The sequence below is a fragment of the Paenibacillus sp. FSL E2-8871 genome (genome assembly GCF_038000345.1).
In the GTDB taxonomy this organism is placed as follows: Bacteria; Bacillota; Bacilli; order Paenibacillales; family Paenibacillaceae; genus Paenibacillus_AQ.
The window spans coordinates 5471811-5496221 of the sequence record NZ_JBBOBV010000001.1 but is presented as its reverse complement, the minus strand read 5'-3'; the positions used below and the strand labels follow the sequence as shown (position 1 = coordinate 5496221).

The window sequence follows — 24411 nt, the reverse complement described above, 5'->3', positions numbered from 1 at the left end:
TTATCCCTTCTTTGTCATGATTTTGCCGATAATCCACTGCACAATAAAGGCGAACATAAACGCATCTAATGCCGGAACGCTCGTGATTTGGAACCATCCAAATCCATCTGGCGCTGCGGTTGTCATAAAAGCGAACAACGTAGCTGCAACCCATACCGCTAAGGAGCGAATCACCCAGTTTTTGTTGCGATCCAAACCTTCAAAAGTGAATTTTTTTCGATCTACAAGCAAAAATTCGGACGTGTAGATCCCCCCGATTGGAGAGACAAACACCGTAATAATATTTAGGAAAGATAAAAACTTATCATAGATGCCAAGTACGGCAAGCAACGTAGCAAAGATACCTGCCACAATAGTAATTAGCTTTTTCGGAACCTTTTGGAACACGACAGAGAACCCTAGCGAAGCAGAATATAAATTGTTCGTGTTTGTCGTCCATTGGGCAAGGGTTAAGACGATAATGGCTGGAAGCCCAAGTCCTAGCGCAATGAAAATATTCGTCAGATCATCTGTGTCCATAATTCGAGATAGGAAAATAGCTACAATCGTCATGAAGCTGTTACCCACAAAGAAGCCGATAAAGGCCGCGGTTATAGCATGCTTAGGTGTGCGCGCCCAACGAGCGATATCCGGTGAAAGCACCGTGCCGACAATAAAGATACCAATAACAAGCGAGATCGCTGTCCCCATCGGGATCGCTGCTCCGCTAATCGGTTCCCACACGGCTGAAGCTCCTTTGGTGTGGAACGCGGAATAAATAGCCACTCCGATAAACAAAATAAGCAATGGTACGGACCAGGTGCTTAGTCGTTCAATAGATTGATATCCCCAAATAGCTGTCGACATCATTAGAAGCCCACCTATGAATGAAAGCAGCCCTAAGGACAGATGAATATCCCATAATTGACTAAAAGCAGTCTGCATATTCGAAGCGAAGAACCCGACCTGCACCCCAAACCAACCGAGTGAGAAAATACCGAGGATAACTGCTACGACACGTGCACCCACATTTCCGAATAGAAACCGAGAGATCATCGATGTCGATAACCCTGTTTTCGCTCCTACATACGCACATAACGCTCCGATCACCCCTAGGATTAACGAACCGATTATTGTTGCTGTGAGGGAATCCGTCAGATTCATTCCATTGCCAAGCTGAGCACCCAAGAACATCGCTGATAGGTCAATCCCGATGGCGATCCAGACGAGCGACATAGATAGCCATTTTTTACGCAAATGCGCTGGAACCGGCTCTCTCTCAAAATCCCCCGAGCTAAGCTCGTTCCCCTTTACTTCACTTACTTCTGCCATTCTCCCCATCCCCTTGTTGTTATCTTCTTCTGTAGCGCTATGAGGACGCACCCTTCCAATACATTTCAAACGCATGGTTTAGCTTACGCTCATAAATTCCTTTAGAAGTGTAATAGAAATACTGCATGCTTAATCCATCCATCAAGTTGAGAAAAGCATCTGTGAGAAGCTGCACGGATTGATCGCGAATTACGCCCTCTTCCATCCCTTTTGAGATGAATTGTTCAATGATCTTCGTCAGCATCGCGTCGGACTCTAGGAATGCTTCCTCAATCGTTTCCTTTAAGAATGCCGGTGGGAAGACCACATACCTCAGCACAATTTTGCTTGCTTCAGGACTCTTCTGATAGAACTCATACTGTCTAGACAATATGCCTCGTAGACTTTCCTGGGCACTCAGTACTTTCTGTTCTTCCGACAGCTCTTGAATATAAGTGTTATAGGACTGCATAGCCTCACGAAAGACCGTCATAAACAAATCCTCTTTATTCTCAAAAAAGGCATAGATCGCCGGAGTCTTCACGCCAACTTCCTTCGTAATTTCAGAGAGAGCCGTACCCTCGTAACCCTTCTCTCCGAATAGTCGCATCGCTACTTCTTTCAACTTGTTTTTGGTCAAGACATTCCACACCCCTTACTTACTTAATTAACGTTAATTAAAAAACACTATACATCTTTATGCATAATAATTCAATGTTTTTCATAAAAAATAGCCATCAATACATACAAAAAAGCCGACCAACATCAGGATAGTCCCTGAATTATGATCAGCTAAACGGTGAACTGGGTTTACTTTAGAAGCAAAGTTGTTAATGTAATCTTTCATCAAACATGAGTTGAATTTGAATACCAAAGGGATCTTCAATGATACCGTAGGCTTTACTAAACACATTACTAGATAAAGGAGCAATAATTTTTACGCGCTCATCCGTGATTAAGCTTTTATAGAAGTGTTCAATTTCCTCTAGGTCAGCACTTTGAATACATAATGAAGTGTTATTACCCACTGTATATTTCTCATTCGTATTCATTGTATCTTCTGCTATCATTATTTTTGTTTTTCCGATTAACAGGACAGAGTGAGTAATATAATCCTTATTTTCATCCGTAAGCTGTATGGAGCTGTCACGTTCTGCTAGTTGTTGATAGGTGACACGTAACAATTCCTCTGCGTTAAAATGTTTTTTGTAAAATTCTATAGCTTCCTTGGCTCTTCCCTTCATCGATAAGAAAATAGCTACTTCTAATGTTGTACTCATAGTGTAAATCTCCTTCGTATATTTGATATGTGATCTTAAACTTATTATCATATATAAAGGTATCAAAACATGACACCTTAATAAGGAGTTTTTTATATGAAGAAATCAGAACGCTTAAATGACATGATGAGATACTTAAACGGGCGAGAGTTTTTTAATCTAAGTGACCTTATGGAGAAATACAATATTTCAAAAAGCACAGCGCTACGTGATGTTACTTCATTAGAACAATTAGGTATGCCTATTTATTCAGAACATGGCAGACACGGACGTTATGGTATTTTGAAAAATAGATTGTTATCTCCTATTATTTTCACGATAGATGAAGTCTATGCACTGTACTTTGCTATGCTGACGCTAGAATCTTATCAATCTACACCTTTTCATTTAAGTGTTAATAAGCTAAACGAAAAGTTCGAGCACTGTCTATCGAGTACACAAATCAACCAGATTCATAAAATGAAAAAAGTTCTACAATTCGAAATGTATCAGCATAAGCATGTCAGTCGTTTTTTAGATAAAATCCTGGCAAGTATTCTAAATGAATGTGCCTGTACCATTGAATACACAAAAAATAACCAGACAAAAAGCTACCCTGTACAATTCTTCAGAATTTCCGCGAAGTTTGGTCAATGGTATGCTACCGGAATAGAGTTAAATACGAATACATATAGGGTGTTTAGATGTGATCGAATAACCTTCATTGAAGAAGAGGAAAGCAAAGCTCGTTATTCTATAGAAGAACTTCTTAGTCGTTCCTTAGAATTTTATCAATCCGAGAACAGTATTCACTTTGAAGTTGAGATTGCGGAGCAAGCCAAAGATATTTTTTATAAAGAGCATTATCCCTCTATGGAAATAGAAGCTGGACCGATAACCGTCATTAAGGGATTCTATAATCCAGGCGAAGAAGAATTTCTAGCTAATTATTTCATGCGTTATGGTCAGTATGTTAGAGCGGTGAAGCCTGATGCCTTGAAACAAATGATTCAGGATAAAGTTGACAATCTCTTAAATCATTATCAGAAATTATAAATTGGAAAAAGAAAAGAGGGGCCTACGCCCCTCTTTTTTGTATGAATTATGATTTTATTTTTCCAATGGATAGACTCACTCGATAATTGCCATGCTTCAAAAGTTGTGCCAGAAATGCCTCAAGCTCCTCATTCGTAGCAAAATGTCCAGTTAACACATAACATCCTTCTCCGCTAATTCGATGTACTTCGGAAATAGCTTCCTCCTCCATCACGAACTTATGGAATAAAGGATGATTGGTTGATTCCACAAAAAATGTAATAAAGGCCGTGATAGAAAGACCTAGCTTTGCTTTATTAGTAACGATCGTATATTGTTCGATAACCCCTAAATCTTCTAAACGCCTAATGCGATTTCCGACCGCTTGGCCGGTCATGTGTATCTTTTGGCCGATGTCCTTCCACTGAATTCTGGAGTTTTCTTTTAGTAATGCTAGTATCGCAAAATCGATATGATCAAAAATAAAAATCAATCCTTTCGTCATGAAAGCAAATGGATATATAGCGTTTCGCCAACTTATTCAGCATTTAAGCATGAATATCTATACTTAGTTATATCCTGATTCACTAGTTAGTAGCCATTGAAACAGTGATAACTAAAACACTTCAAAGGAGGCCCAAGAATGCTATTACAAGAAATTTTGGAGTATAACGATCAGTTCGTAGAAGACAAGGAGTATCTACCTTATGAGGGAACGAAATTCCCTAAAAAACGCATGATTGTCGTAACGTGCATGGATGCGCGACTGATTGAACTGCTGCCTAAAGCCCTAAATATACACAATGGGGATGCCAAAGTCATCAAAACAGCAGGTGGAACGATTACCCATGCATTTGGAAGCATCATGCGCAGTATCGTAACGGCTGTCTACGAACTGAATGCGGAAGAAATTTATATCATCGGTCACCACAATTGTGGCATGAGTCAAAGTAACCCTGAAGGAACACTTCAAAAAATAATGGACCGCGGAGTCGCGACACCAGAAATTCTTTCTTCACTTGAATATGCAGGTATCGATCTTCATAAATGGTTGTTCGGCTTTACGAATGTCGTAGATTCGATTAAAGGAAACATAGATCTGGTGCGTAATCATCCGCTCATTCCGAAAGAGGTAGCTGTTCATGGTCTGGTGATTGCACCAGACACTGGTAAACTCGATCTGATTGTAAATGGATATGAACAAATAACAGGCCACGACAAGCACTAAGCGATACTCATTATACTAAACTAAAGGGAGCAATGAAAATGAATAGAAAAGAAGCGACACAACAGATATTGGACGCTAAATTTGCAAAAGGATTAACTTGGGGCGAAATCGCAAAGGAAAGCGAGCATTCAGAAAGCTGGGTTGTAACTGCACTGTTGGGCCAAGCGACAATGATGCGTAATGAAGCAGATAAAATGGGGAAATTGCTTGAACTCGACGAACAAGTTGTTCAAGCACTCACACAAATCCCACACCGTGGCGATGTCATCGATATGCCGCCTACAGATCCAGGACTGTATCGCCTATACGAAATGCTGCTTGTATACGGTCCAACGATTAGAGAACTTGTTTTGGAGAAGCTTGGCGAAGGTATCATGAGCGCGATCGATTTCCAATTCGACGTACAAAAGCAAGAAGATCCAAACGGTGACCGCATCATTCTGACGATGAACGGAAAGTTTTTGCCATATCGCAAATGGTAATAGATTAAGAAGCGAGCCAGCCACCTTTTAACGATTTCACATCGAAAGGTGGCTTTCATTTTCCGTATAGATTGTATAGTTAACAATAGTAAAGGTGAGTTGATATGGAGAACAAACGTGTTACCGATAGTCTCAGCACTGTACAATGGTTCATTTTTTTGCTAGCCAATGCAGTGGCTCTGCCCATTGTCATTGGAGGTATTTTTCAATTGTCGTTTGAACAAATTTCAACCTTAATGCAGCGGACATTTTTCGTTGTAGGAATCAGTTCATTTATTCAGGGATGGTTAGGACATAAATACCCTATTGCAGATGGTCCTGCGGGATCATGGGTAAGTATCTTTGTCATATTAGGCAACTTAGCCTTAATTCAAGGGCAAGATCAAATGTATGCATTACAAATTCTAGAAGGAGGATTAATCGTAGCCGGGCTTGTTCTCTTCGTATTAGGAACTACAGGGCTAGTTTATAGGCTTCAATTTTTATTTACACCCTTAGTTTCGGGTTCATTTTTATTCATTCTCGCCTTGCAATTAAGCGGTGTATTAGTCAAGGGCATGCTTGGGTTACAGGGAACAAGCGCCGAACCAGATGTTATGGCAGCACTCATATCCTTTTTTATTTTTGGACTTGTTATTTTTCTCTCTATTAAAGGGAGAGGATGGATTAGTAGTTACGCCGTACTGATTGGAATCGGCTTGGGTTCGGCATTATTTGCAGCATTCGGGAAAGTGGGGCCAACATTTACAGATTCAACTTCCGTCTTGAAGTTCCCTCATATTTTTGCTTGGGGAGTACCTCAATTCGATCTAGGGATCGTGATTACCTCACTGTTGTTTACGTTTTTGTTAGTATCCAATACAATTTCTTCTATTTCCGCTGTAAAACATGTAGTTCCGGTTTTACCGAAAGATGAAAAAACAGCATTAAGTCGAGGGATTTGGACGGGAGGGATCTCTCATATACTAGCCTCCCTATTCTCAACGATAGGAGTTGTTCCATTGCCAGCCTCGGCGGGCTTTATGAAATTAACAGGGCAAAAGCGAATTGGGCCATTTCTTATGGCCTGTATGTTACTAACCGTTATCGCGCTTATACCATCCGTTGTCAATGTGCTAGCGTTACTTCCAGCTCCGGTAGCCAGTGCAGCACTTCTAGCTACTTTTGTACAAATCGTAGGGATTGCATTCCAATCCTTGCTACAGGAACAGCTTGATCATCGCCGATTAACGATACTAGGAATAACGTTGTTGGTAAGCATTGGACTTATGTTTTTGCCTCCAGCGGTATTTCAGAGTCTTCCTTCCACACTTCGATATATTTGCAGTAATGGTCTGCTTTTCGGCACTATACTGGCCATGCTTTTAGAGCAAATTTGGAAAGGTGAAAAGAAAATAAGCCACTATCAGAAATTATAAAGCTACTCAAAAGTGGTAAAAAACACATCTTGAAGAATGGCCTTAGCTTTCTTAAGATTGCGTGTATCAAGTTGGTTAAGCATGTCTACGATTTGACTCATTTCATCGATTTCCATTGCCTCAAGAGATTCTCCAGCATTTAATGGTTCTTCTTCAGCAACCGATTCCGGATGAACCCATGATGCTTCTAAAGTATCCTCGAACGCTTGGATCAGAAATAACAATTCATCTGTGTTATATCTCTGTAGAAACCGATTTATCCCTTTATTCATCTCCTTATGTAGTGCTTGATGCAAATCGAATATTTCTTTTCCAAGAGGTGTTGTAAGAAACAGCACTTCTTTTTTATTATCGGGGAGAAACTCCGTGCGAATAATTTGCTGCAGAACTAATTTTCTAGTGATTTTGGACACGCTACCTTTCGGAATTCCGAAATGCTTCGAAATGGTAGTGCCATTCACCGGCTCAAGCTGTCCAATTGCATCGATTACATGCAGCATCATGACTGTGGAGTCTTGGAGGAAATCAATGATAAGGGGATTACTACAGTTCTGAATCAACCACGCCTTCTCTTCATCATCCTCCGATTGAAATCGCTTTTGTAATTGGGGAATCATATCTATCAATTTTTTTATCATAATATCCTTATTAGGTAAGTTCTCGAAAGAATGCGTCACTGTTAAGTCTCCTCGTAAATTCATCTTATGCTCATTTTAACAAGACACAGCTCATAAATAAAGTTTCCTAGAAATAATATTGACAACAAGGAAACTTAAAACGTATTATTGTTTCCATAGTTAATATTTTATTTCTAGGAAACAATAAAACGAAGAGAAGGTATTATATGAATGTCTTAATTATTTTTGATCATCCATATGGAGCATCAGCGTCCGAGAATATCCCCCATCAGCGAAGCTATTCCGCAGCCTTATTAGCCTCCGTAATGCGAGGTCTTACCACCAAAGGTCATACGATTGATCTTATCGATCTGCATGCCGATGGATTTAATCCAGTCATGTCGCGCGAAGAACTTGCTGCTTGGCGACAAAAGAAAACCACCGACCCCCTAGTCGCCAATTATCAGCAACGGCTTATGGCAGCAGATCATATCGTCTTCCTATTCCCCATTTGGTGGGAGGCCATGCCCGCTCTTACCAAAGGCTTTCTTGATAAGGTATTCGCAAAAGGTATTGTCTACGAGGAAATTAAACCTGGACGGCCCTTCAAATGCTTGCTCACGAATCTTAAAGGAGTGTCACTGCTGACCGTAATGAACACGCCCGACTTCTTTTATCGCTGGATTTTTGGCAACCCCATCACCAAAATTCTGTTCAGAGGGACCTTCCGCAAAATGGGAATACGGAAGAACCTCCGTTGGTATAATTATGCCGGGATGTCAGATCGCAGCTTAGAAGAACGGGTGAAGCATCTTAATAAAACAGAACAACGTTTTGCACGACTAGAGTAGATTAGATTACTGAAGCCGGGACTGATTTCGAGAGCTGAACCTCAGGTTTGTTCGCCTCCCTGAGCACCAGCAATCCGATGAATAAGGATACAACACCAATAATGATCAGCAGTGCTCCCAGCTCCTGACTGTAGGCTGTTAACGCCACATCCCGAAAAGCCATCCCGCGTATAAGACGATTAAGCCAGTTCATCGGCAATGCCCAAGCGGAAATTTGAAAAAACTCCGGAAACGCTAATGGGCTCAATTGGATTCCAGTGGCAAGAAACGACGGATACAATACGAAATTAGTTCGTAAATTTACTTTGGATACGTCTTTGGCAGTATAACCAATCAACAGGCCCATAAGTGACAGAGCAGAGGCATACACAAACAGCGGAATAATAAAAAGATAGGGCTCTGCTTCAAAGCGCATTCCCCCCACCTGCTTTAACAAGCCATAACACAGGAGCAGCGAGATCGTTGATAAAACAGCGTAAGGTACACTGCGAACCCAAATCTGCCAAGGAGACTTCCCGATTGCAAAAAGTTTCCCCTCCTGCCGTAAGCGAGGGGCAATTGAACCTGCTGCGCTTGTTGTAATCATCAGCACCACAATATTCACAAATCCAATGACCATAAAGCTCACATAACTTGTGGTCGGATTAAACAACATCCGCTGCTGCAGGGACAACGGAGAAGCAAGTCCTTTAGAGGTTTCGGCATCCATCCCCTTTTGGAGGAGACGGGTCATAGAAAGAGTCATATTTTCCGTCTGGATGACTTCCTGAATCGCAGTTCGGATGCCGGTTAGACCTGATGGCATGGTGTTATCCATTAAGATGCCGAGATTCGTTGATATCCCCTGCTGCTGATGCAGCCCTAACGCTTTGGGAAGGGTGATGACCGCGACAGCCTGCTCATTTGCCAATAATGTTTCTGGATCTAAGGGGCTGGCATACACATTAGTTACCTTCATATATGGAGAAGCATTTATTTTAGAGATCAGCTGTCGTGAATACGAGCTGTGATCCTCATCAATGACTACAACATGCGATTCGCTGATTTGATTCTTCGAGAACATCAAGCCAAAAAATATAGCCGCGATAAGCGGACCAATAAAAATCAGGCGTAAATACTTACTGCCCGCCACGTACTTCCACTCGTCAATCAGTGATTTCATCGAGCTTCACCTCCGCTGTCATCCCCGGAAGCAAATCAGCATTCGCATCCATAGCTATACGGACAAGAAACATGCTTAAATCGGCTTGCCCTTTTTCACGTGACATGCGTAAGCTCGCAAATTGAGGGGCGGCTGCGATGGAAGTAACCACACCCGTCACCTCGGCTTTATGGTCCAAATACGGAAAATGAACGTCGATACTTTGATTCACCTTTAGCTTTTGGATTTCGCTCTCCTGTATGTAAAGGTCTGTATAAAAGTTGTTTTTTTGCAAAACCGCCATTGGCATTCCTAGCTGTATTTGATCTCCCGGCTTTACAACAATCCTGTTGACCGATCCGTCCTCCGGCGCGAGTACATCTGTTTCTCCTTCTTCAGTGGATTTAACCTTGAACAATACCTCTCCCTGTTTTATAGAATCACCTACAGCCACACTGACCTCTACAATTGACCCTGGACTGTTCTGATAAAATATAGTCTTTTGCTCTGCATCAAGAATCCCTTGTTTCCTGCTCTCAGCTTGACTGACAGCATCCTTTCCTTTTATAGCAAGTAGCGAACCTCCAACGATTAACGCAATCGCAATTCCAATATATAAACCTGCTTTTATCTTCATTTCCCACTCTCTCCCCTTACCATTTTTTTAGCCGTATTTTCGGCAGCTTCCATAATCACTTCTCCCAATGTGGGATGAGGGTGAATGGTCATCGCCAAATCCTCTACAGTTGCTCCCATCTCAATGGCAAGGGCAAGCTCCGACACCAGTGTAGATGCTTCTACTCCAACAATTTGGGCACCCATAACGATTCCCGAGGTCGGGTCCGCTACAATTTTGACGAACCCTTCCGTTTCCCTCAAGGCCAATGCTCTCCCGTTAATCCCAAAAGAAGATTTGCCAATAACCAGCGGGATGCCTTTTGCCTTTGCTTCTGTTTCACTTAAGCCAACACTGGCCAGCTCTGGATCAGAAAAAACAACAAGCGGAATGGCTCTATAATCAACCTCGGAGGAAAGACCTGCAATGGCTTCTGCCGCAATTTTGGCTTCATAGGACGCCTTGTGAGCAAGGGCAGGACCCGACGTAATATCCCCAATTGCAAAAATATTCGGAATAGCCGTTCTGCACTGTTCATCTGTCTCAAGGAACCCCCTGCTCGTCACTGGCAAACCTATACGGTCCAGCCCTAAATTGCCATCTGTATTTGGTTTTCTGCCGACAGTGACTAACACATATTCCGCTGTCACATGCAGCTGCTCCTGATTTTTCAAATAATGCAGTGTAATGGCGTCTGCACTCTGCACTACGTTCACAGCTGTCGCTCCGGTAATCATCTTAATCCCATCAGCTTTCAACTGCCTTCCAACAGGGCTCACAAACTCCGCCTCAAATCCAGGCAGCACTTGATCTCCTCCCTCCAGAATCGTTACCGTTGTTCCAAATTTGGCATACATTTGCCCCAGCTCAACGCCTATATATCCACCGCCAATAACTACTAGGCTAGTTGGAACTTCACGGAGCGACAGAGCTTCTGTCGAAGACAAAACACGTCCGCCAACTGGAAAGGCTTGCAGCTCAATCGGACGTGATCCTGTGGCTAAGATGGCATTTTTAAAAGAAATGCTTTGCTCTTGTCCGGACTGACTGATAATAGCGGTATGCTCATCGACCAATCTGGCCTCCCCTTCCAAAATGCTCACACCTGCAGTCTTTAATAAATAGCCAACTCCACCTGCCTGCTTATTCACAATTCCTTGCTTGAAATCCTGAGCATTCTTAAATGACACTGCCGCATCCGCAGAGCTGAACGGTCTAAGCAACTCGTAACGATGGGATTCAGCAATTAATGCTTTGGAGGGAATACACCCAACATTAGTGCAGACCCCACCTAGCTGATTACGTTCAACAATCGCCGTTCTCATTCCAAGTTGTGAAGATCGCAGCGCCGCCACATACCCACCCGGACCTGATCCAATGACCAACGTTTCTACGAACTCAAGTTTCCCCATCTCCTGATACCTCCTGTACCTGCTATTTTAAAATATGATGATCGTAATATATTATTACCATCATATTTTAAAACCGTCAACAACCGTGTTTATCCTTTCATAAGCAGACAGTGCTCAGAATCGTTAAATTGACAGGCTTTATTATGATGCATATAATATTTTAAAAGTAGAATTATGAAGCTATGGAGTGATTATGATGCCCTATCCCAAAGGCCATAAAATAAAAGTACGGAATACGATTGTTGAAAGTGCTGCCCAGGCTTTTCGCACCCATGGCATTCATGATGTAAGTGTTCCATTCATTATGAAGGGAGCCGGATTGACTCACGGCGGGTTTTATTCACATTTTGACAACAAAGAACAACTCGTCGCCGAAGCCTGCCGGTATGCCATCAGCGATACCATCGCACTTTTGCAGAAGGTCGCGGACCAGGAAGAGCAGAACCCCAAAATCAATGCGGTCATTGACTATTATTTAAGTCCGTATCACCGCGACAAAACGGAGATGGGCTGTATTATCCCTGCCCTTTCTGCCGAAATATCTCATTCTTCCGAAGAAGTTCGACAAGTATTCACCCAGGAACTAGAGCGGATGATTGCTTTTATCTCCGATCTGGCGGGAATTGAGCCCTCCAAAGGTAGCGCACTGTTCAGCACCATGGTTGGCTCTCTAGTTCTTGCAAGGACTGTAAATGACCCTGAACTGAGCGACAGCCTTCTTTCGTCAGGCAAACGGTATGCTAAAGAGCTGGTTATGATCTAAAAACAATAAACACCCCAAACAAATGAATCCAACTCAGAAAATTTTCGTAATATTATGAATTATAGATAACTGAGGGGTGTATCCAATGAACGAGCAGTATGCTGCAAGGGTTGAATTGTTCGCAGAGAACGCGCAGAGGATCAAAAAGGCTTTTCCTTGGCATAATGCAATGGTTAGCCGTTTGGCGGGGTTACTGTACACAGCAGAGAATAAAAGGGCAGATGAGGATGCGATTCGTGCGAGCCACGAGCTTATTAAAGAAAATACCGGAATGTTTTCTTCGTTTAGGGGGAACTCGGCAATCAGTATTGCTACTATGCTCTCTCTTTCTGCTGACAAGGAACAACAGCTTGCAAACACACTGACCGTGTATGACTTATTGAAGGACGTCAAATTTAGAGCCTCTGATTATCTCGTCGTTGCCGCTTATCAAATCGCCGCTAATACGACAACAGATCAGTATCAGCGTACGGTAGAACGCGCAAAGATGTTTTACGATAGTATGAAAGCGAAGCACCGTTTCCTTACCGGACATGATGATTATATCTTCTCTGCCATGCTCGGCCTTTCCGATATCGACGTGGACAGCGGCATCGACCGGATGGAGCAGCTTTACACTACACTAAAGCCTGAATTTATGTCGGGGAACAGTGTGCAAGCTCTGACACAGGTACTGGTTCTTGGAAAAGAAGCTTCAGAAGCAGCGGATCGTGTACTGGCATTACGAGATGCGTTCCGTGCACATGGCATCCGGTTAGATAAGGAATATACCCTTTCTTCGCTGGGCGTGCTAACTTTGCTCTCCTCCAACAATAAGGACATGGTTACTGAAGTCTCAGAGACCTTCGAATTACTGCGTACCAAAAAAGGCTTTGGCAGCTGGTCCATTGTAAAGCAGGAATTGCTACTGCTGTCAGCTGCGCTGGTAGCCTTCAAATATGTAGAGGATGTGCAAAGCGGCATTGTAACCTCGATGCTTTCCACCAGCATCACTAATATTGTGATCGCACAGCAGGCTGCTCTTGCTGGGGCTGCGGCTGCGTCGGCTGCGGCTGCAGCTTCATCTTCTTCGAATTAAGTGGAAATGTGAGGGAAGACATGGACTCGATACAACCAATCACCGCTAGAAATGAAGAATGTTTATACCGTCTACTGAATATTTGGGAGTTATCTGTGCGGTATACCCATCTATTCCTGTCTGAACAGGACATTGATACGTTGCGGCCACTGGTTATACAAGGGATGGAGCATATAAGTCATCTGCTTGCTTTTATAGATGACCATGACCAATCGCTTGGATTCATAGGGATTCAGGATAACAAGATTGAAATGCTATTCGTAGAACCTGCTGCAATGGGAAAAGGAATTGGAAAATCACTCGTTGCTTATGCTATACAGACACTGAACGTACGCTACGTTGATGTAAATGAACAAAATCCGCAGGCCTTAGGTTTCTATGAACGTATGGGTTTTCAAGTTTTTGAGCGTTCTGCACTGGATGAACAGGGGAGTCCTTTTCCTATCCTGCATATGAAGTTATCGATCGGCTCACGTTAAAAGATTCCATCGCCTCTCAAAGCAAAAGAGACCGCTTCGAGTAGCCATAACAATGGCTGTTCGAAGCGGTCCTTTGTGTTTAAGTAGGATCAACTTTTGTTTTTGGTGTGGAAGCTCCGCTTATTCTACCGACTTCAACGCCTCAATCATATGAATCCGTTTGAGCTTAATGTGCATGAAAGCCATGACTATCCCTGAGAACAGCAGTGTTAGGAGTGCGGCATACACATAGCTTGGCCACTTAATAATCGGCGCGAACATCGTCGCATCCAGCTCAGCTGTATTCAAGACGAAGCTGTGCAATATAATGCCAAGACCCGATCCGGCTACAATGCCAAGTAGGCTTAGCAGCATATTCTCACGGTAAATATACAACGTTACTTCCTTATCATAAAATCCCAATACCTTGATGGTTGATAGTTCCCTGATCCGTTCAGAGACATTAATATTGGTCAAATTGTAGAGGACGACAAAAGCCAAAGCAGCAGCCGATACAATGAGTACCAAGGTTACAACATCCATACTCTTCATGGTGTCATCAAAGGCAGTACCTACGTTGCTGGAAAAGCTGACCGCGGCCACTCCCTCATTGTCCGTTAGCTTCTCGCCGAACTTGTCCTCCCATGCTTTATCGTGCGTGGTATAGTTCAGCAGCTCTGTGTTGAACACCGGTTCTTGTCCAAATACGGAAGAATAATACGCAGGTGTCATATAAACATAGTGCATTACATAGTTCTCTGTAATCCCTATGACCTTAATCTTGAATGTCTCGTTATCCTTGTCCACCACATTCAACTGGTCGCCGGGCTCAAGCCCGTATAATTTAGCCAGCTTCTCCGAGATTATAGCGCCCTCGTCCGAAAGCGTGCGTTTTTCTCCACTCACTCGATCCCGCAGCTCCACATAATCGGATATCGCATCAACAGATGCAGGGATGAACATATGCACATCCTGATCATTTACACCACTGCTGTGCGCTTTCATCGTTTCCTGTGCCACACTTAGTGATCCAGTTATAGTGGACTCGCCAGTGATCAATTGCTCGTAGGCATCCCGCGCATCAGCAGACGCATCTTCATGCAGCGCTACAAGTGCATCATATTTCATAATCGTGCCGAACTGCTGAGGGGCAATGCTGCCGATCGAGTCTTTAAGACCAAACCCGGTCAGAATCAGCGCCGTACAGCCGGCCACGCCGAACACAGTCATGAACATCCGCTGCTTGTAGCGGAATAAATTCCGTGCGGTAACTTTCTGAACAAAGCTCAGCCGTTTCCATACAAACGTAACTCTCTCCAGTAGAATCCGCTGCCCGCTCTTTGGCGCCTTCGGACGCATTAACACAGAAGCATTGCTACGCAGCTCTACACGTGCGGCAATCCAAGCCGTCAATGTAGTGCAGATAAGCGCCACTATAATGGAAATGATGGAATACGACGGATAGAAGCTTTTGATAAGCTCCGGCAGATTATAAAGCGAACTGTACGCATTATAGATAATGGTTGGAAACATGGTAAAACCGAGCGCAAGTCCCGCAACCGAAGCCGTCAAGCTGGCAAGTGTACCATAAACCAAGAATTTGGCCATAATGTCACGGTTGCCATACCCAAGCGCTTTAAGTGTCCCGATCTGCAAACGATGCTCCTCGACCATTCGAGTCATAGTCGTCAAGCTGACCAGCGCAGCAATCAGGAAAAAGAATACCGGGAAAGCACTCGCAATTGCCGATAATCGATCAGCGTTGTCTTTATATTCGGCATATCCCGGATTGGCACTGCGGTCAGTGACATAGACCTTCGGGAGCCCTAGTTCTGCAAGCTTTTGCTCCCCTGCAGCCAGTTCCGCCTTGGCAGAGACCAGCCCATCAGCAATGGCTTTCATGTTTGCAGCTTGTCCCTGCTGCACCACTTCTGGCTGGCGCTTTAAATCGGCGAGCTGCTTCTCGGCGGCGGCCACCTTGCCTCGTCCACTGGACAGCTCTTTCTCACCTTCCGCGCGCATCTCCGCAAGCCGAGCTTCCGGCACACTGGACATCGCCTGCTCTACAGACTTGGTATGCTGTTCGATCAATCCCTCATACTCTGGTGAATAAGCCTTCACTCCGGTTGAATCCTTGAAGGATAGATAGGCTTCCGTATAGACCGGGAGCTTAAAATCTGACTCTGGGATCGCTGCGAATGCATCCGCCGTCCCTTTACCAATTCCGCTGGTACCCCGGGTACTCTTCTCTATAAATTGAGGACTTCGCACAAAGCCCACAACAGTAAAATTCAAAGTTTCAAAGTTGTTCGACAACTCCGCATCCGTTCCAGCTCCGCTGAACGTTATTTTGTCGCCCAGCGCATACTTTCCAGCCAGCTTGTCATCCAATACGATTTCTCCGGAATCCTCTGGAAGACGTCCTTCAATCATACTGTACTGGTTAAGAGGCTTATCTGAATTGTAAGAATGGACTTTGAGTATCAAAGCATTATCGCCGCTGAACACATCTGCGCTGTAACCCGGCTGGACTTCATCGATCCCCGGTACATCGCTCAGCAGTTCGATGTTATTTTCGGTCAGACCATAGTTGGTCTGCACCTTCAGATCCATTAGTCTAGTCTCTTGATAAAAGGTTCCGGCTGTATCCAGCATATCTGGACCGGCTGACTTGATGCCAGAAAAGAAACTAACGCCCAGCATGATAATTGCAAAAATCGAAATAAATCGGGCCTTAGTGTGCCTAATTTCACGAAAAATATCTTTCCATAACGCACGCTTTTTCATAGATGCCTTCTCCTTACCATTCGATATCTTCAACGGATACTGGCGAAGGATTGGTTACCATCTTCCGTACCTTAGCATTGTTAATCTCAATAACCCGGTCTGCCATTGGCGCAATCGCCAAATTATGCGTGATTACGATGACCGTAGTGCCTGTGTTACGGCAGGTATCCTGAAGCAGCTTAAGCACTTGCTTACCAGTATTGTAATCTAGCGCACCAGTTGGCTCATCGCAGAGGAGCAGCTTCGGCTGTTTAGCTAGCGCTCTGGCGATAGCGACACGTTGCTGCTCGCCACCAGACAGCTGAGCCGGAAAATTATCCAGCCGTGCACCTAATCCCACATCCTCCAGCACCTTACGCGCATCTAGTGCACGCGGGGAAATCTGAGAAGCAAGCTCAACATTCTCCAGTGTGGTAAGATTCGGCACTAAGTTATAGAACTGGAACACAAAACCCACGTCATTGCGGCGGTAGCCCGTCAACTCCTTGGCACTGAACTTGGCAATGTCCGTACCGTCCACAATGACCTGGCCTTCGTCAGCAGAATCCATCCCGCCAAGAATATTAAGCACCGTCGATTTACCCGCACCGCTGGGGCCGACAATCACTGCAAACTCACCTTTATTTATCTCAAAATCAATTCCGTCGTTGGCAACAATCACACTTTCACCCATTTTGTAACGCTTGTACTCATTTTTGACAGCAACAAAGCTCATTTTCCATCCTCCTGTCTCTATCCAAACCAAGCCTAATCACTTTACATTGTTTCAGTTTATCATAATTAGAACGCCCAAGCCCGAATGGCAAACCCTCATTACTCAAGGATAAATTCACATCATTAATAAGTTCATTTTTTTGTAACAATAATGTAACAAGGAAATTTTACCGTAAACGATACTTAGTCAATTGATAATGTTATAATCACTTTGTTTTATTCACTCTTTTCAGGCAAGAGTGAAAGAACAAGAACAATCAGAAACAGGTGATCAGATGTTCGAACTGAAATGGCTATGGCAGAATTTAGAGGGCAACCGGACACGGTACATTCTAGCGCTCTGCCTCTCAGTAGTGGGTTCAAGTCTTACGATTGTAAACCCTTACATCAGTCAGCGCATTGTCGATACGTTTATAGCAGGTGACAATGCGCTGCAGAATCTTACACAAGAACGGCAATTATTGATTATGCTCTGTCTGGGCATGATTGGATTTTCTCTACTGCGCACAGGACTTGCTTATATTACAACCATGCAGTACGAAAGATCCTCGCAAAACATGATGTACAATATCCGTATTTTTTTGTACAACAAGATTCAAGGACAGGACAGAGAATATTACGACCGTAACCGTACCGGTGATCTCATGACCAAGATGACCGGGGATCTGGACATGGTTCGGCACTCGATGGCATGGATTTTCAAAACGATCATTGAATCGCTAACGATCTTCATTGCTGCTGTTATCTATTTTTTCACTATAGATGCTCAGCTAACGCTGTGGATGCTAATCCTGTCACCGCCCATTTTTATCGTGGCTTACATATTCGCTAAACGCGTCCGTCCTATGTATATTGACCTGCGTGAGCGGCTGTCCCAGCTTAACACGACTACTCAGGAGAATATTTCAGGCAACCGTGTGGTTAAGGCTTTTGCCCGCGAAGAGTTCGAAGTTCAAAAATTTACGGAGAAGAATGTCAATTACTCTACAGCGAACAAAAAGGCCGCTCTTGTATGGCTTGATTACTTTCCTTTTCTGGAATCCTTCGCTCAGGGCTTCAACGTCATTCTAATGCTGGCAGGTGGTTTGTTCCTGATGAACGGCCGGATCACCTTCGGTGAATTTACAGCTTTCTCTTCACTGATCTGGGCTATATCCAACCCTATGCGCAACATTGGTATTATTATCAACGACATTCAGCGCTTTTTTGCGAGCTTGTCCAAAATCATTGATATCTATTACGCAAAGCCTAATATCGTAAACGAGCATAAGTCTACTGACAAACGCCGTTACGAAGGCCGTATTGAGTTCGATCATGTTCGCTTCAAATATGACAGCGCTATCGTACTTGACGATGTTAGCTTTACCGTAGAACCTGGTGAGACCATAGCAATCATGGGCTCGACCGGATCAGGCAAAACAACAATCATCAACCTGATTCCTCGCTTCTATGACGTAGCCGAAGGACGTGTACTCGTCGACGGCGTTGATGTCCGAAAGCTGGAGCTCGATGAGCTGCGCGATAATATCGGCATGGCGACCCAAGATGTGCTCTTGTTCTCTGATACTATCGATGGAAACATCGCCTACGGTGATCCTGATCTTCCGGAAGAAGATGCGATAAGCTTTGCCGAGCTCGCAGCCGCACATGACTTCATTACCAAAATGCCTGAAGGTTATGATACCGTTGTCGGAGAACGAGGAGTCGGCTTATCTGGAGGTCAAAAACAGCGTATCGCTTTAGCACGTGCTTTGGCAGTTCGCCGTCCGATCCTCATTCTGGATGATACGACCTCTGCTGTCGATCTTGAGACGGAGGAGCATATTCAGAAAAGTCTACGCGAGCTGGATTATCCTTGCACGAAGATTATTATCGCGCAGCGTGTATCTACGACCGCGCAGGCTGACCGTATTCTCATTCTGGATAACGGGAAGCTGGTTGAGGAAGGCACCCACGCCGAACTGCTAGCGAAACGAGGCTACTACTACGATGTGTTTAAACTGCAGAACGAGGGTATTGGAAGGCAGGTGACCGCAAGTGGCAAGGAATAAATTCGACGTCGATGAGAATCTGGAATCGCCGTTTAATATAAAACACTTCCGGCGTGCGATGGTATACATCAAACGAAAGAAAACGCCAATGATTGTTGCATTTATCCTCAGTGCACTTTCAGCGGCCATTTCACTATCAGCTCCACTGATCATGCAGCATGTGATCGACGTGACCATTCCGGCAAAAGCGAAGCTTGCGCTACTGGGCTGGGCTGGACTGATGCTTCTGACCATTGTGGTCAGCGTTTATCTGGCTACCATTCGTTCACGTATCATGACGAGTGTTGGGCAGGATATTATTTTTGACATCCGTACAGATTTGTTTAAGCATCTGCAAGAGTTGCCCTTCAAGTATTATGACGACCGTCCACAGGGCAAGATTCTCATCCGGGTCGTAAACTACGTTAACGCCGTTTCAGATGTGTTATCCAACGGTATTATCAATTTTATTCTAGAAATCGTGAATTTGCTCTTTATCGCAGCCTTCATGTTCGCTGTTGACGTACGTCTATCATTTGTCATCCTTGCAGGGCTGCCAGTATTCTTTGTCATCATGATGCTGATCAAAACTCGGCAACGCCGGGCTTGGCAAGCAGTATCCAATAAAAGCTCCAACCTGAACGCCTATTTGCAAGAAAGTATCAGCGGTATTGGTGTGACGCAAATGTTCTCCCGGGAACAACGCAACGAAGGAATCTTCACACGTCTCGCGGGTAGTTTCCGTACAGAATGGATGAAGGCTCAACGTTACAACTTACTTATTCCGTTCTCCGTAGACAACTTGTCGACGATCGTTACTTCATTGATTTTCCTTGTAGGCCTACTAACACTGAGTCCACAAGACATGACCCTCGGTGTCATTCTGGCAATGAGCAGCTACGCTGCCCGCTTCTGGCAGCCGATTCTGAATCTTTCGAACCTGTACAATAACTTCATCAACGCCGTTGCCTATCTTGAGCGTATCTTCGAGACGCTGGATGAGCCCGTTACCGTCAGTGATATTCCAGATGCGAAGACACTAAGACCTGTAGAGGGTCATGTCACTTTCGACGATGTGACCTTTGCCTATGACCCAGGACTCAATATTCTGGAGAATATCTCCTTTAAGATCAAAGCGGGAGAAAGCATCGCTCTAGTGGGACCAACAGGTGCAGGCAAAACTACAGTCGTCAATCTGATCTCGCGCTTCTATAATATTTCTAGCGGTAAGATTCTTATCGACGATCAGGATATCTCGCAGGTTACGCTGAAGTCCCTGCGCAGCCAGATGGGGATTATGCTTCAAGACAGCTTCATCTTCTCCGGTACGATCTTGGACAATATTCGTTACGGTAAACTCGATGCCACCGAGGAAGAAGTGATTGCTGCGGCGAAAGCCGTGTGCGCCGACGAATTCATCCGTGAATTCGATCAAGGCTACATGACAGAGGTCAACGAGCGTGGCTCCAAGCTGTCTCAGGGACAGCGGCAGCTCATCTCGTTCGCAAGAACGCTTTTGGCTGATCCGAGAATTCTCATATTAGATGAAGCCACTTCATCGATCGATGCGAAGACTGAGCGTTTGCTGCAAAAAGGTCTGAATGAGCTCCTTAAAGGACGTACCTCATTCATTATCGCGCACCGCCTGTCCACCGTAAAAAACTGCGACCGCATTATGTATGTGTCTAACAAAGGCATCGCTGAAAGCGGCTCACATGATGAGCTTATCGCACAAAAAGGTCTTTACCACCGCCTTTATACAGCGCAGAAGATGGAAGCTTAATTGAATAAACACCAAAAAAGCTCAGGCCGAATTGTAGCCTGAGCTTTTTTGGTGTTTATATTTTATTAAAACTATGAAAACTAATCTATCACCGTCCAAATATTTAGCGCAAGTGAGCGAACCGCAATATTCGTATGATTTCTGTACACCCTCAAACGCTCTGCAGGCTCTGGACTCCAGAGTAGAGCACTTCCGGCAACCTCAAGCAACGAAAGTCCAATATACTGAGATTCGTAACTCCCCTCAGACCCTAGCACATCTACAATTTCCAATAAGGTCTCCGGACTCCAGTAGCCTGTGCTGTCTTTTAAATTATAAGCAACCTGCTTGTAGGCGTCGCTCAACAGCTGCGGCTGATTTGAAATACAGTTAACCATCTGATTCAGATAAGCGGCGGATTCCTGCACATTATTCCAGTCTATTACTGCTATATACAGCTTCATCACAACTTGCTGTAAAGTCTCATCCGATGTTAGACACTCAATCAATCCCGTATACAAAGGTTTAAGGTGCACCCGGGTGATTGTTGGCAAAGCGTTCAGCTGGTTGATAAGTTTCAGGAGACGTTGCCGATGAGGCAAATCTCTACTGGTAGTTGCATTCCATTCATCCCTTATCGCCGCACTAGCTAATTTCTGACAAACGCCGATTACAACCTCATTGATCTTACCATCGCGGCAGGTTTGTATTAGCGTGTTCATGGCAAATTCCCATCTGTTGCTGTCTTCCAAATCCATAATAGCCTGAGCGGTGGCAGCTGCAACAATGCCTTCATTTCCATTGGTCCACCACATCATAGAACTGAAAGCATACTTGCCGACAAACCCATCCGGATGATTTCCGATTTCAATGATTAATTTTAAATAGCGAAGTCTATAGTCTAGCGGAAGATCATTAGGCTGTTGGGATAACAAGCTTCTTGCGATATCACTTTCTGATGAAGCAGCCATTGCACTTAAAATCTCCCAAGCGCGCTCATCATCTAAAAGCTGTTTTGCAGCATGCCCTATGGCAATGATTACATCCTTGTGTGCATTTGGTTTCTCCAACTCGTTCATCAATAGCGGAATGCTGTTATCGCTTCTATAGGCACCCAGTAAGCGGATGGCCTCTTTTCTGACAGTGATCTTCAGCTTATCCCGATTAAGCAGCTCTTTCAGCATGGAAACCAGTAGTACCGGATTCACTCTACGGATGCATCTGGGTATCGAGTACATGGCTACACGGGCCCGGTCCCCATCCAGATTCTCCAGCAGAACGGAAAGTGCCTTCTCCGGTTCTTCCATGAGTGAAAGGGCATGAAGTGCAGCTTCTACTACAGTTACTTCCTTATCCTGCATAAGCCCAAGTAACCTATCCGAACCGAGATCAGGCATGCTTGCCATGATCTTAATAACTCTCGAACGCTCCGAATGGTTACGCTTAGCATCGAAGGCGATTTGTTCTAATAAGGAACTTAATGCTTGCTGCTGGCGCGGTAGCCACCTGTTGAATCCGTTCGTAGCTGGCACAAGATAGATCGTTTTACCTGATAAAAATTTACCTTTAATGGCAGCCCCCGAAATAAAGGGATCTAGCCATTCTTGACGTTTTAGATGGAGATGCTGGAATACTTCATGGATCGTAATATACGATTTATCCAAAGCTAATAATTCCTTAACTCTGGCATCACGTGTTGTACGAGGCGCAAGCCAGTATCTGGCCGCTTGTATGGCTGTAGAATCTGCCTTTGCCCTCGTTGCTTCCTTTAACAGATTCTGAAGTTTTATGATGCCGTAACCTCTTTTACCAAATGAGCTAGCCAGGCTAAGCACCAGATTGTAGTCTTCTCTTTTGTTGCCCTGTACAGCTAATGTATAGATTTCATCAAAGATAACCTCTTCTACTCCCTGTGGTAAATTCTTCTCCAATGATGGAAGTGAAAGCTGTCCGTTCTGCTGGGCCAGTTTCCGGATCGTATTTAAAGAGAATTTGAACAACTCACTGTGAGGATTTAGTGCGTTATGCCGGAGAATAGCAAATGCCAGTTGTTGAACGGAAAACTTCGTACCATATGAAGTATCTCTGGCATCTATAACACTATCAACAAGCATAGTAAGTTCTTGTACATGGGCATCGGTGAACACAGATGCAGGACTTTCTGAAAGCTCCTTAAACACAAAACCTCGAACAGGATCTTGCTCATTCCTAATCCGGCCCAAAAATACCAAAGTCTCATGCATACCCTGTCTCGACAGAACCGTACTTCTGATCAGTTGCATAAGCGCCGTGGAACGTTCTTCTGAACTGGATACCTTTGTTGCTTGTTCAAGCCCCTCTCTTGAATGAAGAATAGAACGGCAAGCGGTGAGTCTGATTGTTCTCTCCCGGTCATCATTGATTTCACGAAGGCCAAGCATCCGGGTGGCTTCCTTGTCACGCAAGGCATGCGGTAATACATAAAGTAATCTTTCCGGAAAAACACGGTCTTGGCGTTTATCTTCTTCATACACGGCATCAAAAATCACTTGGCGGTTGGAAGGTGCAATATTATGCAGCAACTTCGCTAAATGCATCGGGTGATCTGCGAGTAATTTCGCTATCTCAATCCATTGCTCCATGGATAAATATTTTTTTCTTTTTAGAACCCCTTCAGGCACACCATAAGAAATCAGATCGCTCCGCGACTCCGTTCGAGTCAGCAGCTGATACACCTTATTCGGATTTTGGCGTACAAGTGTACCAAGTTGTTCCTTTAACGCAGGATGTATGACACCCTCGGGTCCATGATTCATCGCACACGCAAGTACCAGATCCGCCTTCAGATTGCATAGGATCTCCATAGCAGATGAGAACCTCCACCAGACATATCCTTTTTCCCTGGGTGGTGTGCTTCCCAGCGTTGTTTCAAAGTATTCCGCTACTACGTCAAGATGCCTGCTGGCTAGTTTCTTCCAGTCTTTTATGGCATATCCTATATCAGTAAGCCACTTACTAACTGTTTCCGAGTAACAGGCCTGCAGTATAATCGCTGCCTCCTCCGCTCCCCACCGGTCGTACACCACAGGCAATAAACGTTCCGCCAATTCCTGACGGTTAATCTGTGAAATACTGTGCAGCAGCTTACGGCGGCAATCATATGATAAATGGGGGAGCTCACGTTCAATATCAGCATCTGAAGCCACCTTTGCCAAAAGACCCGCAGCCGTATTTCTGATACTTGCCATGGGATGCCGCAGGGCTGACAGAATAATAGGGGCATCATGTGTTGCAATGGCACCGATTAAGGCAAGACGTGCTTCATAAACACCATCCTCCAGCAAGGAAGCTAGTAATTGGGAGTACTGGACAGATCCAAGATGATCACGGCCTAATATTGCTACTTTTTTGACTCTGTCTGAATAGCCTAGTGAATCCAATTCTTTAAGTAAGCTCTGTTTGTCCAATGGATCTCTTTTAAAAATCATAAG

The 24411-nt window shown here is 44.3% G+C and carries 21 protein-coding genes; 10 read left to right on the top strand and 11 right to left on the bottom strand.

What is annotated here, in order from left to right; all coding sequences use genetic code 11:
- The 3 genes from NYE25_RS24765 to NYE25_RS24755 form a co-directional block, all read right to left on the bottom strand.
- The gene (locus NYE25_RS24765) at window positions 1-1311 is read right to left on the bottom strand and encodes a cytosine permease (RefSeq protein ID WP_341147080.1); all 1311 of its coding nucleotides are present in this window, start codon (window positions 1309-1311) and stop codon (window positions 1-3) included.
- 37 nt (window positions 1312-1348) lie between these two features.
- Window positions 1349-1930 (bottom strand): TetR/AcrR family transcriptional regulator, encoded by a 582-nt coding sequence (locus tag NYE25_RS24760; RefSeq protein WP_042184917.1) that lies wholly within the window; start codon window positions 1928-1930, stop codon window positions 1349-1351.
- Between the two features lie 190 nt (window positions 1931-2120).
- On the bottom strand, window positions 2121-2570 hold the full coding sequence (locus NYE25_RS24755) for a VOC family protein (RefSeq protein ID WP_076286136.1): 450 nt from the start codon (window positions 2568-2570) through the stop codon (window positions 2121-2123).
- 96 nt (window positions 2571-2666) lie between these two features.
- On the opposite strand from NYE25_RS24755, the gene NYE25_RS24750 reads away from it, so the two are divergent.
- Window positions 2667-3605, top strand: a complete 939-nt coding sequence (locus NYE25_RS24750) for a helix-turn-helix transcriptional regulator (protein ID WP_341147079.1) — start codon at window positions 2667-2669, stop codon at window positions 3603-3605.
- Window positions 3606-3651: 46 nt separating this feature from the next.
- Here the strand turns inward: NYE25_RS24750 and NYE25_RS24745 are convergent, their stop codons facing one another.
- A complete protein-coding gene (locus tag NYE25_RS24745; protein WP_341147078.1) occupies window positions 3652-4089 on the bottom strand; it encodes an Lrp/AsnC family transcriptional regulator in 438 nt (145 codons plus the stop codon).
- A 138-nt stretch (window positions 4090-4227) separates the two neighbouring features.
- Here NYE25_RS24745 and NYE25_RS24740 point away from each other — a divergent pair, with 138 nt between their 5' ends.
- The 3 genes from NYE25_RS24740 to NYE25_RS24730 all read left to right on the top strand — a co-directional run bounded on the left by NYE25_RS24740 (window position 4228) and on the right by NYE25_RS24730 (window position 6712).
- On the top strand, window positions 4228-4812 hold the full coding sequence (locus tag NYE25_RS24740; RefSeq protein WP_042124173.1) for a beta-class carbonic anhydrase: 585 nt from the start codon (window positions 4228-4230) through the stop codon (window positions 4810-4812).
- Window positions 4813-4850: 38 nt separating this feature from the next.
- Window positions 4851-5294 (top strand): cyanase, encoded by a 444-nt coding sequence (cynS, locus tag NYE25_RS24735; protein WP_341147077.1) that lies wholly within the window; start codon window positions 4851-4853, stop codon window positions 5292-5294.
- 104 nt (window positions 5295-5398) lie between these two features.
- Window positions 5399-6712, top strand: coding sequence for a purine/pyrimidine permease (locus tag NYE25_RS24730; RefSeq protein ID WP_341147076.1), 1314 nt, complete (start codon window positions 5399-5401; stop codon window positions 6710-6712).
- Between the two features lie 2 nt (window positions 6713-6714).
- Here NYE25_RS24730 and NYE25_RS24725 read toward each other — a convergent pair whose 3' ends face one another.
- Window positions 6715-7389, bottom strand: a complete 675-nt coding sequence (locus NYE25_RS24725) for a MarR family transcriptional regulator (protein WP_341147075.1) — start codon at window positions 7387-7389, stop codon at window positions 6715-6717.
- Between the two features lie 167 nt (window positions 7390-7556).
- On the opposite strand from NYE25_RS24725, the gene NYE25_RS24720 reads away from it, so the two are divergent.
- Complete coding sequence (locus tag NYE25_RS24720; protein ID WP_341147074.1) at window positions 7557-8180, top strand: NAD(P)H-dependent oxidoreductase; 624 nt, start codon at window positions 7557-7559, stop codon at window positions 8178-8180.
- Between the two features lies 1 nt (window position 8181).
- On the opposite strand, the gene NYE25_RS24715 is transcribed toward NYE25_RS24720, so the two are convergent.
- Genes NYE25_RS24715 through lpdA form a run of 3 tightly spaced genes read right to left on the bottom strand, consistent with a single transcriptional unit; the run spans window position 8182 to window position 11349 of the window.
- Window positions 8182-9342: an ABC transporter permease gene (locus tag NYE25_RS24715; protein WP_341147073.1), complete on the bottom strand. Its 1161-nt coding sequence runs from the start codon at window positions 9340-9342 to the stop codon at window positions 8182-8184.
- Window positions 9326-9958, bottom strand: a complete 633-nt coding sequence (locus tag NYE25_RS24710) for an HlyD family efflux transporter periplasmic adaptor subunit (RefSeq protein WP_341147072.1) — start codon at window positions 9956-9958, stop codon at window positions 9326-9328. Before NYE25_RS24710 ends, NYE25_RS24715 begins: the two co-directional genes overlap by 17 nt.
- The gene (gene lpdA, locus NYE25_RS24705; protein WP_341147071.1) at window positions 9955-11349 is read right to left on the bottom strand and encodes a dihydrolipoyl dehydrogenase; all 1395 of its coding nucleotides are present in this window, start codon (window positions 11347-11349) and stop codon (window positions 9955-9957) included. Before lpdA ends, NYE25_RS24710 begins: the two co-directional genes overlap by 4 nt.
- Window positions 11350-11545: 196 nt before the next feature.
- Here lpdA and NYE25_RS24700 point away from each other — a divergent pair, with 196 nt between their 5' ends.
- The 3 genes from NYE25_RS24700 to NYE25_RS24690 all read left to right on the top strand — a co-directional run bounded on the left by NYE25_RS24700 (window position 11546) and on the right by NYE25_RS24690 (window position 13669).
- Window positions 11546-12112 (top strand): TetR/AcrR family transcriptional regulator, encoded by a 567-nt coding sequence (locus tag NYE25_RS24700; protein WP_341147780.1) that lies wholly within the window; start codon window positions 11546-11548, stop codon window positions 12110-12112.
- 85 nt (window positions 12113-12197) lie between these two features.
- Window positions 12198-13190, top strand: coding sequence for a DUF4003 family protein (locus NYE25_RS24695; protein ID WP_042184901.1), 993 nt, complete (start codon window positions 12198-12200; stop codon window positions 13188-13190).
- Between the two features lie 20 nt (window positions 13191-13210).
- Window positions 13211-13669 (top strand): GNAT family N-acetyltransferase, encoded by a 459-nt coding sequence (locus NYE25_RS24690; RefSeq protein WP_341147070.1) that lies wholly within the window; start codon window positions 13211-13213, stop codon window positions 13667-13669.
- Between the two features lie 120 nt (window positions 13670-13789).
- Here NYE25_RS24690 and NYE25_RS24685 read toward each other — a convergent pair whose 3' ends face one another.
- The gene (locus NYE25_RS24685) at window positions 13790-16435 is read right to left on the bottom strand and encodes an FtsX-like permease family protein (protein ID WP_341147069.1); all 2646 of its coding nucleotides are present in this window, start codon (window positions 16433-16435) and stop codon (window positions 13790-13792) included.
- A 13-nt stretch (window positions 16436-16448) separates the two neighbouring features.
- Window positions 16449-17150, bottom strand: a complete 702-nt coding sequence (locus tag NYE25_RS24680; protein WP_042184895.1) for an ABC transporter ATP-binding protein — start codon at window positions 17148-17150, stop codon at window positions 16449-16451.
- A gap of 274 nt (window positions 17151-17424) precedes the next feature.
- Here NYE25_RS24680 and NYE25_RS24675 point away from each other — a divergent pair, with 274 nt between their 5' ends.
- On the top strand, window positions 17425-19200 hold the full coding sequence (locus NYE25_RS24675) for an ABC transporter ATP-binding protein (protein WP_339268748.1): 1776 nt from the start codon (window positions 17425-17427) through the stop codon (window positions 19198-19200).
- Window positions 19187-20962: an ABC transporter ATP-binding protein gene (locus NYE25_RS24670; RefSeq protein ID WP_341147068.1), complete on the top strand. Its 1776-nt coding sequence runs from the start codon at window positions 19187-19189 to the stop codon at window positions 20960-20962. Before NYE25_RS24675 ends, NYE25_RS24670 begins: the two co-directional genes overlap by 14 nt.
- A gap of 80 nt (window positions 20963-21042) precedes the next feature.
- On the opposite strand, the gene NYE25_RS24665 is transcribed toward NYE25_RS24670, so the two are convergent.
- Entirely contained in the window at window positions 21043-24408 is a 3366-nt protein-coding gene (locus tag NYE25_RS24665) for a HEAT repeat domain-containing protein (RefSeq protein WP_341147067.1), read from the bottom strand.
- Window positions 24409-24411 lie beyond the last annotated feature (3 nt).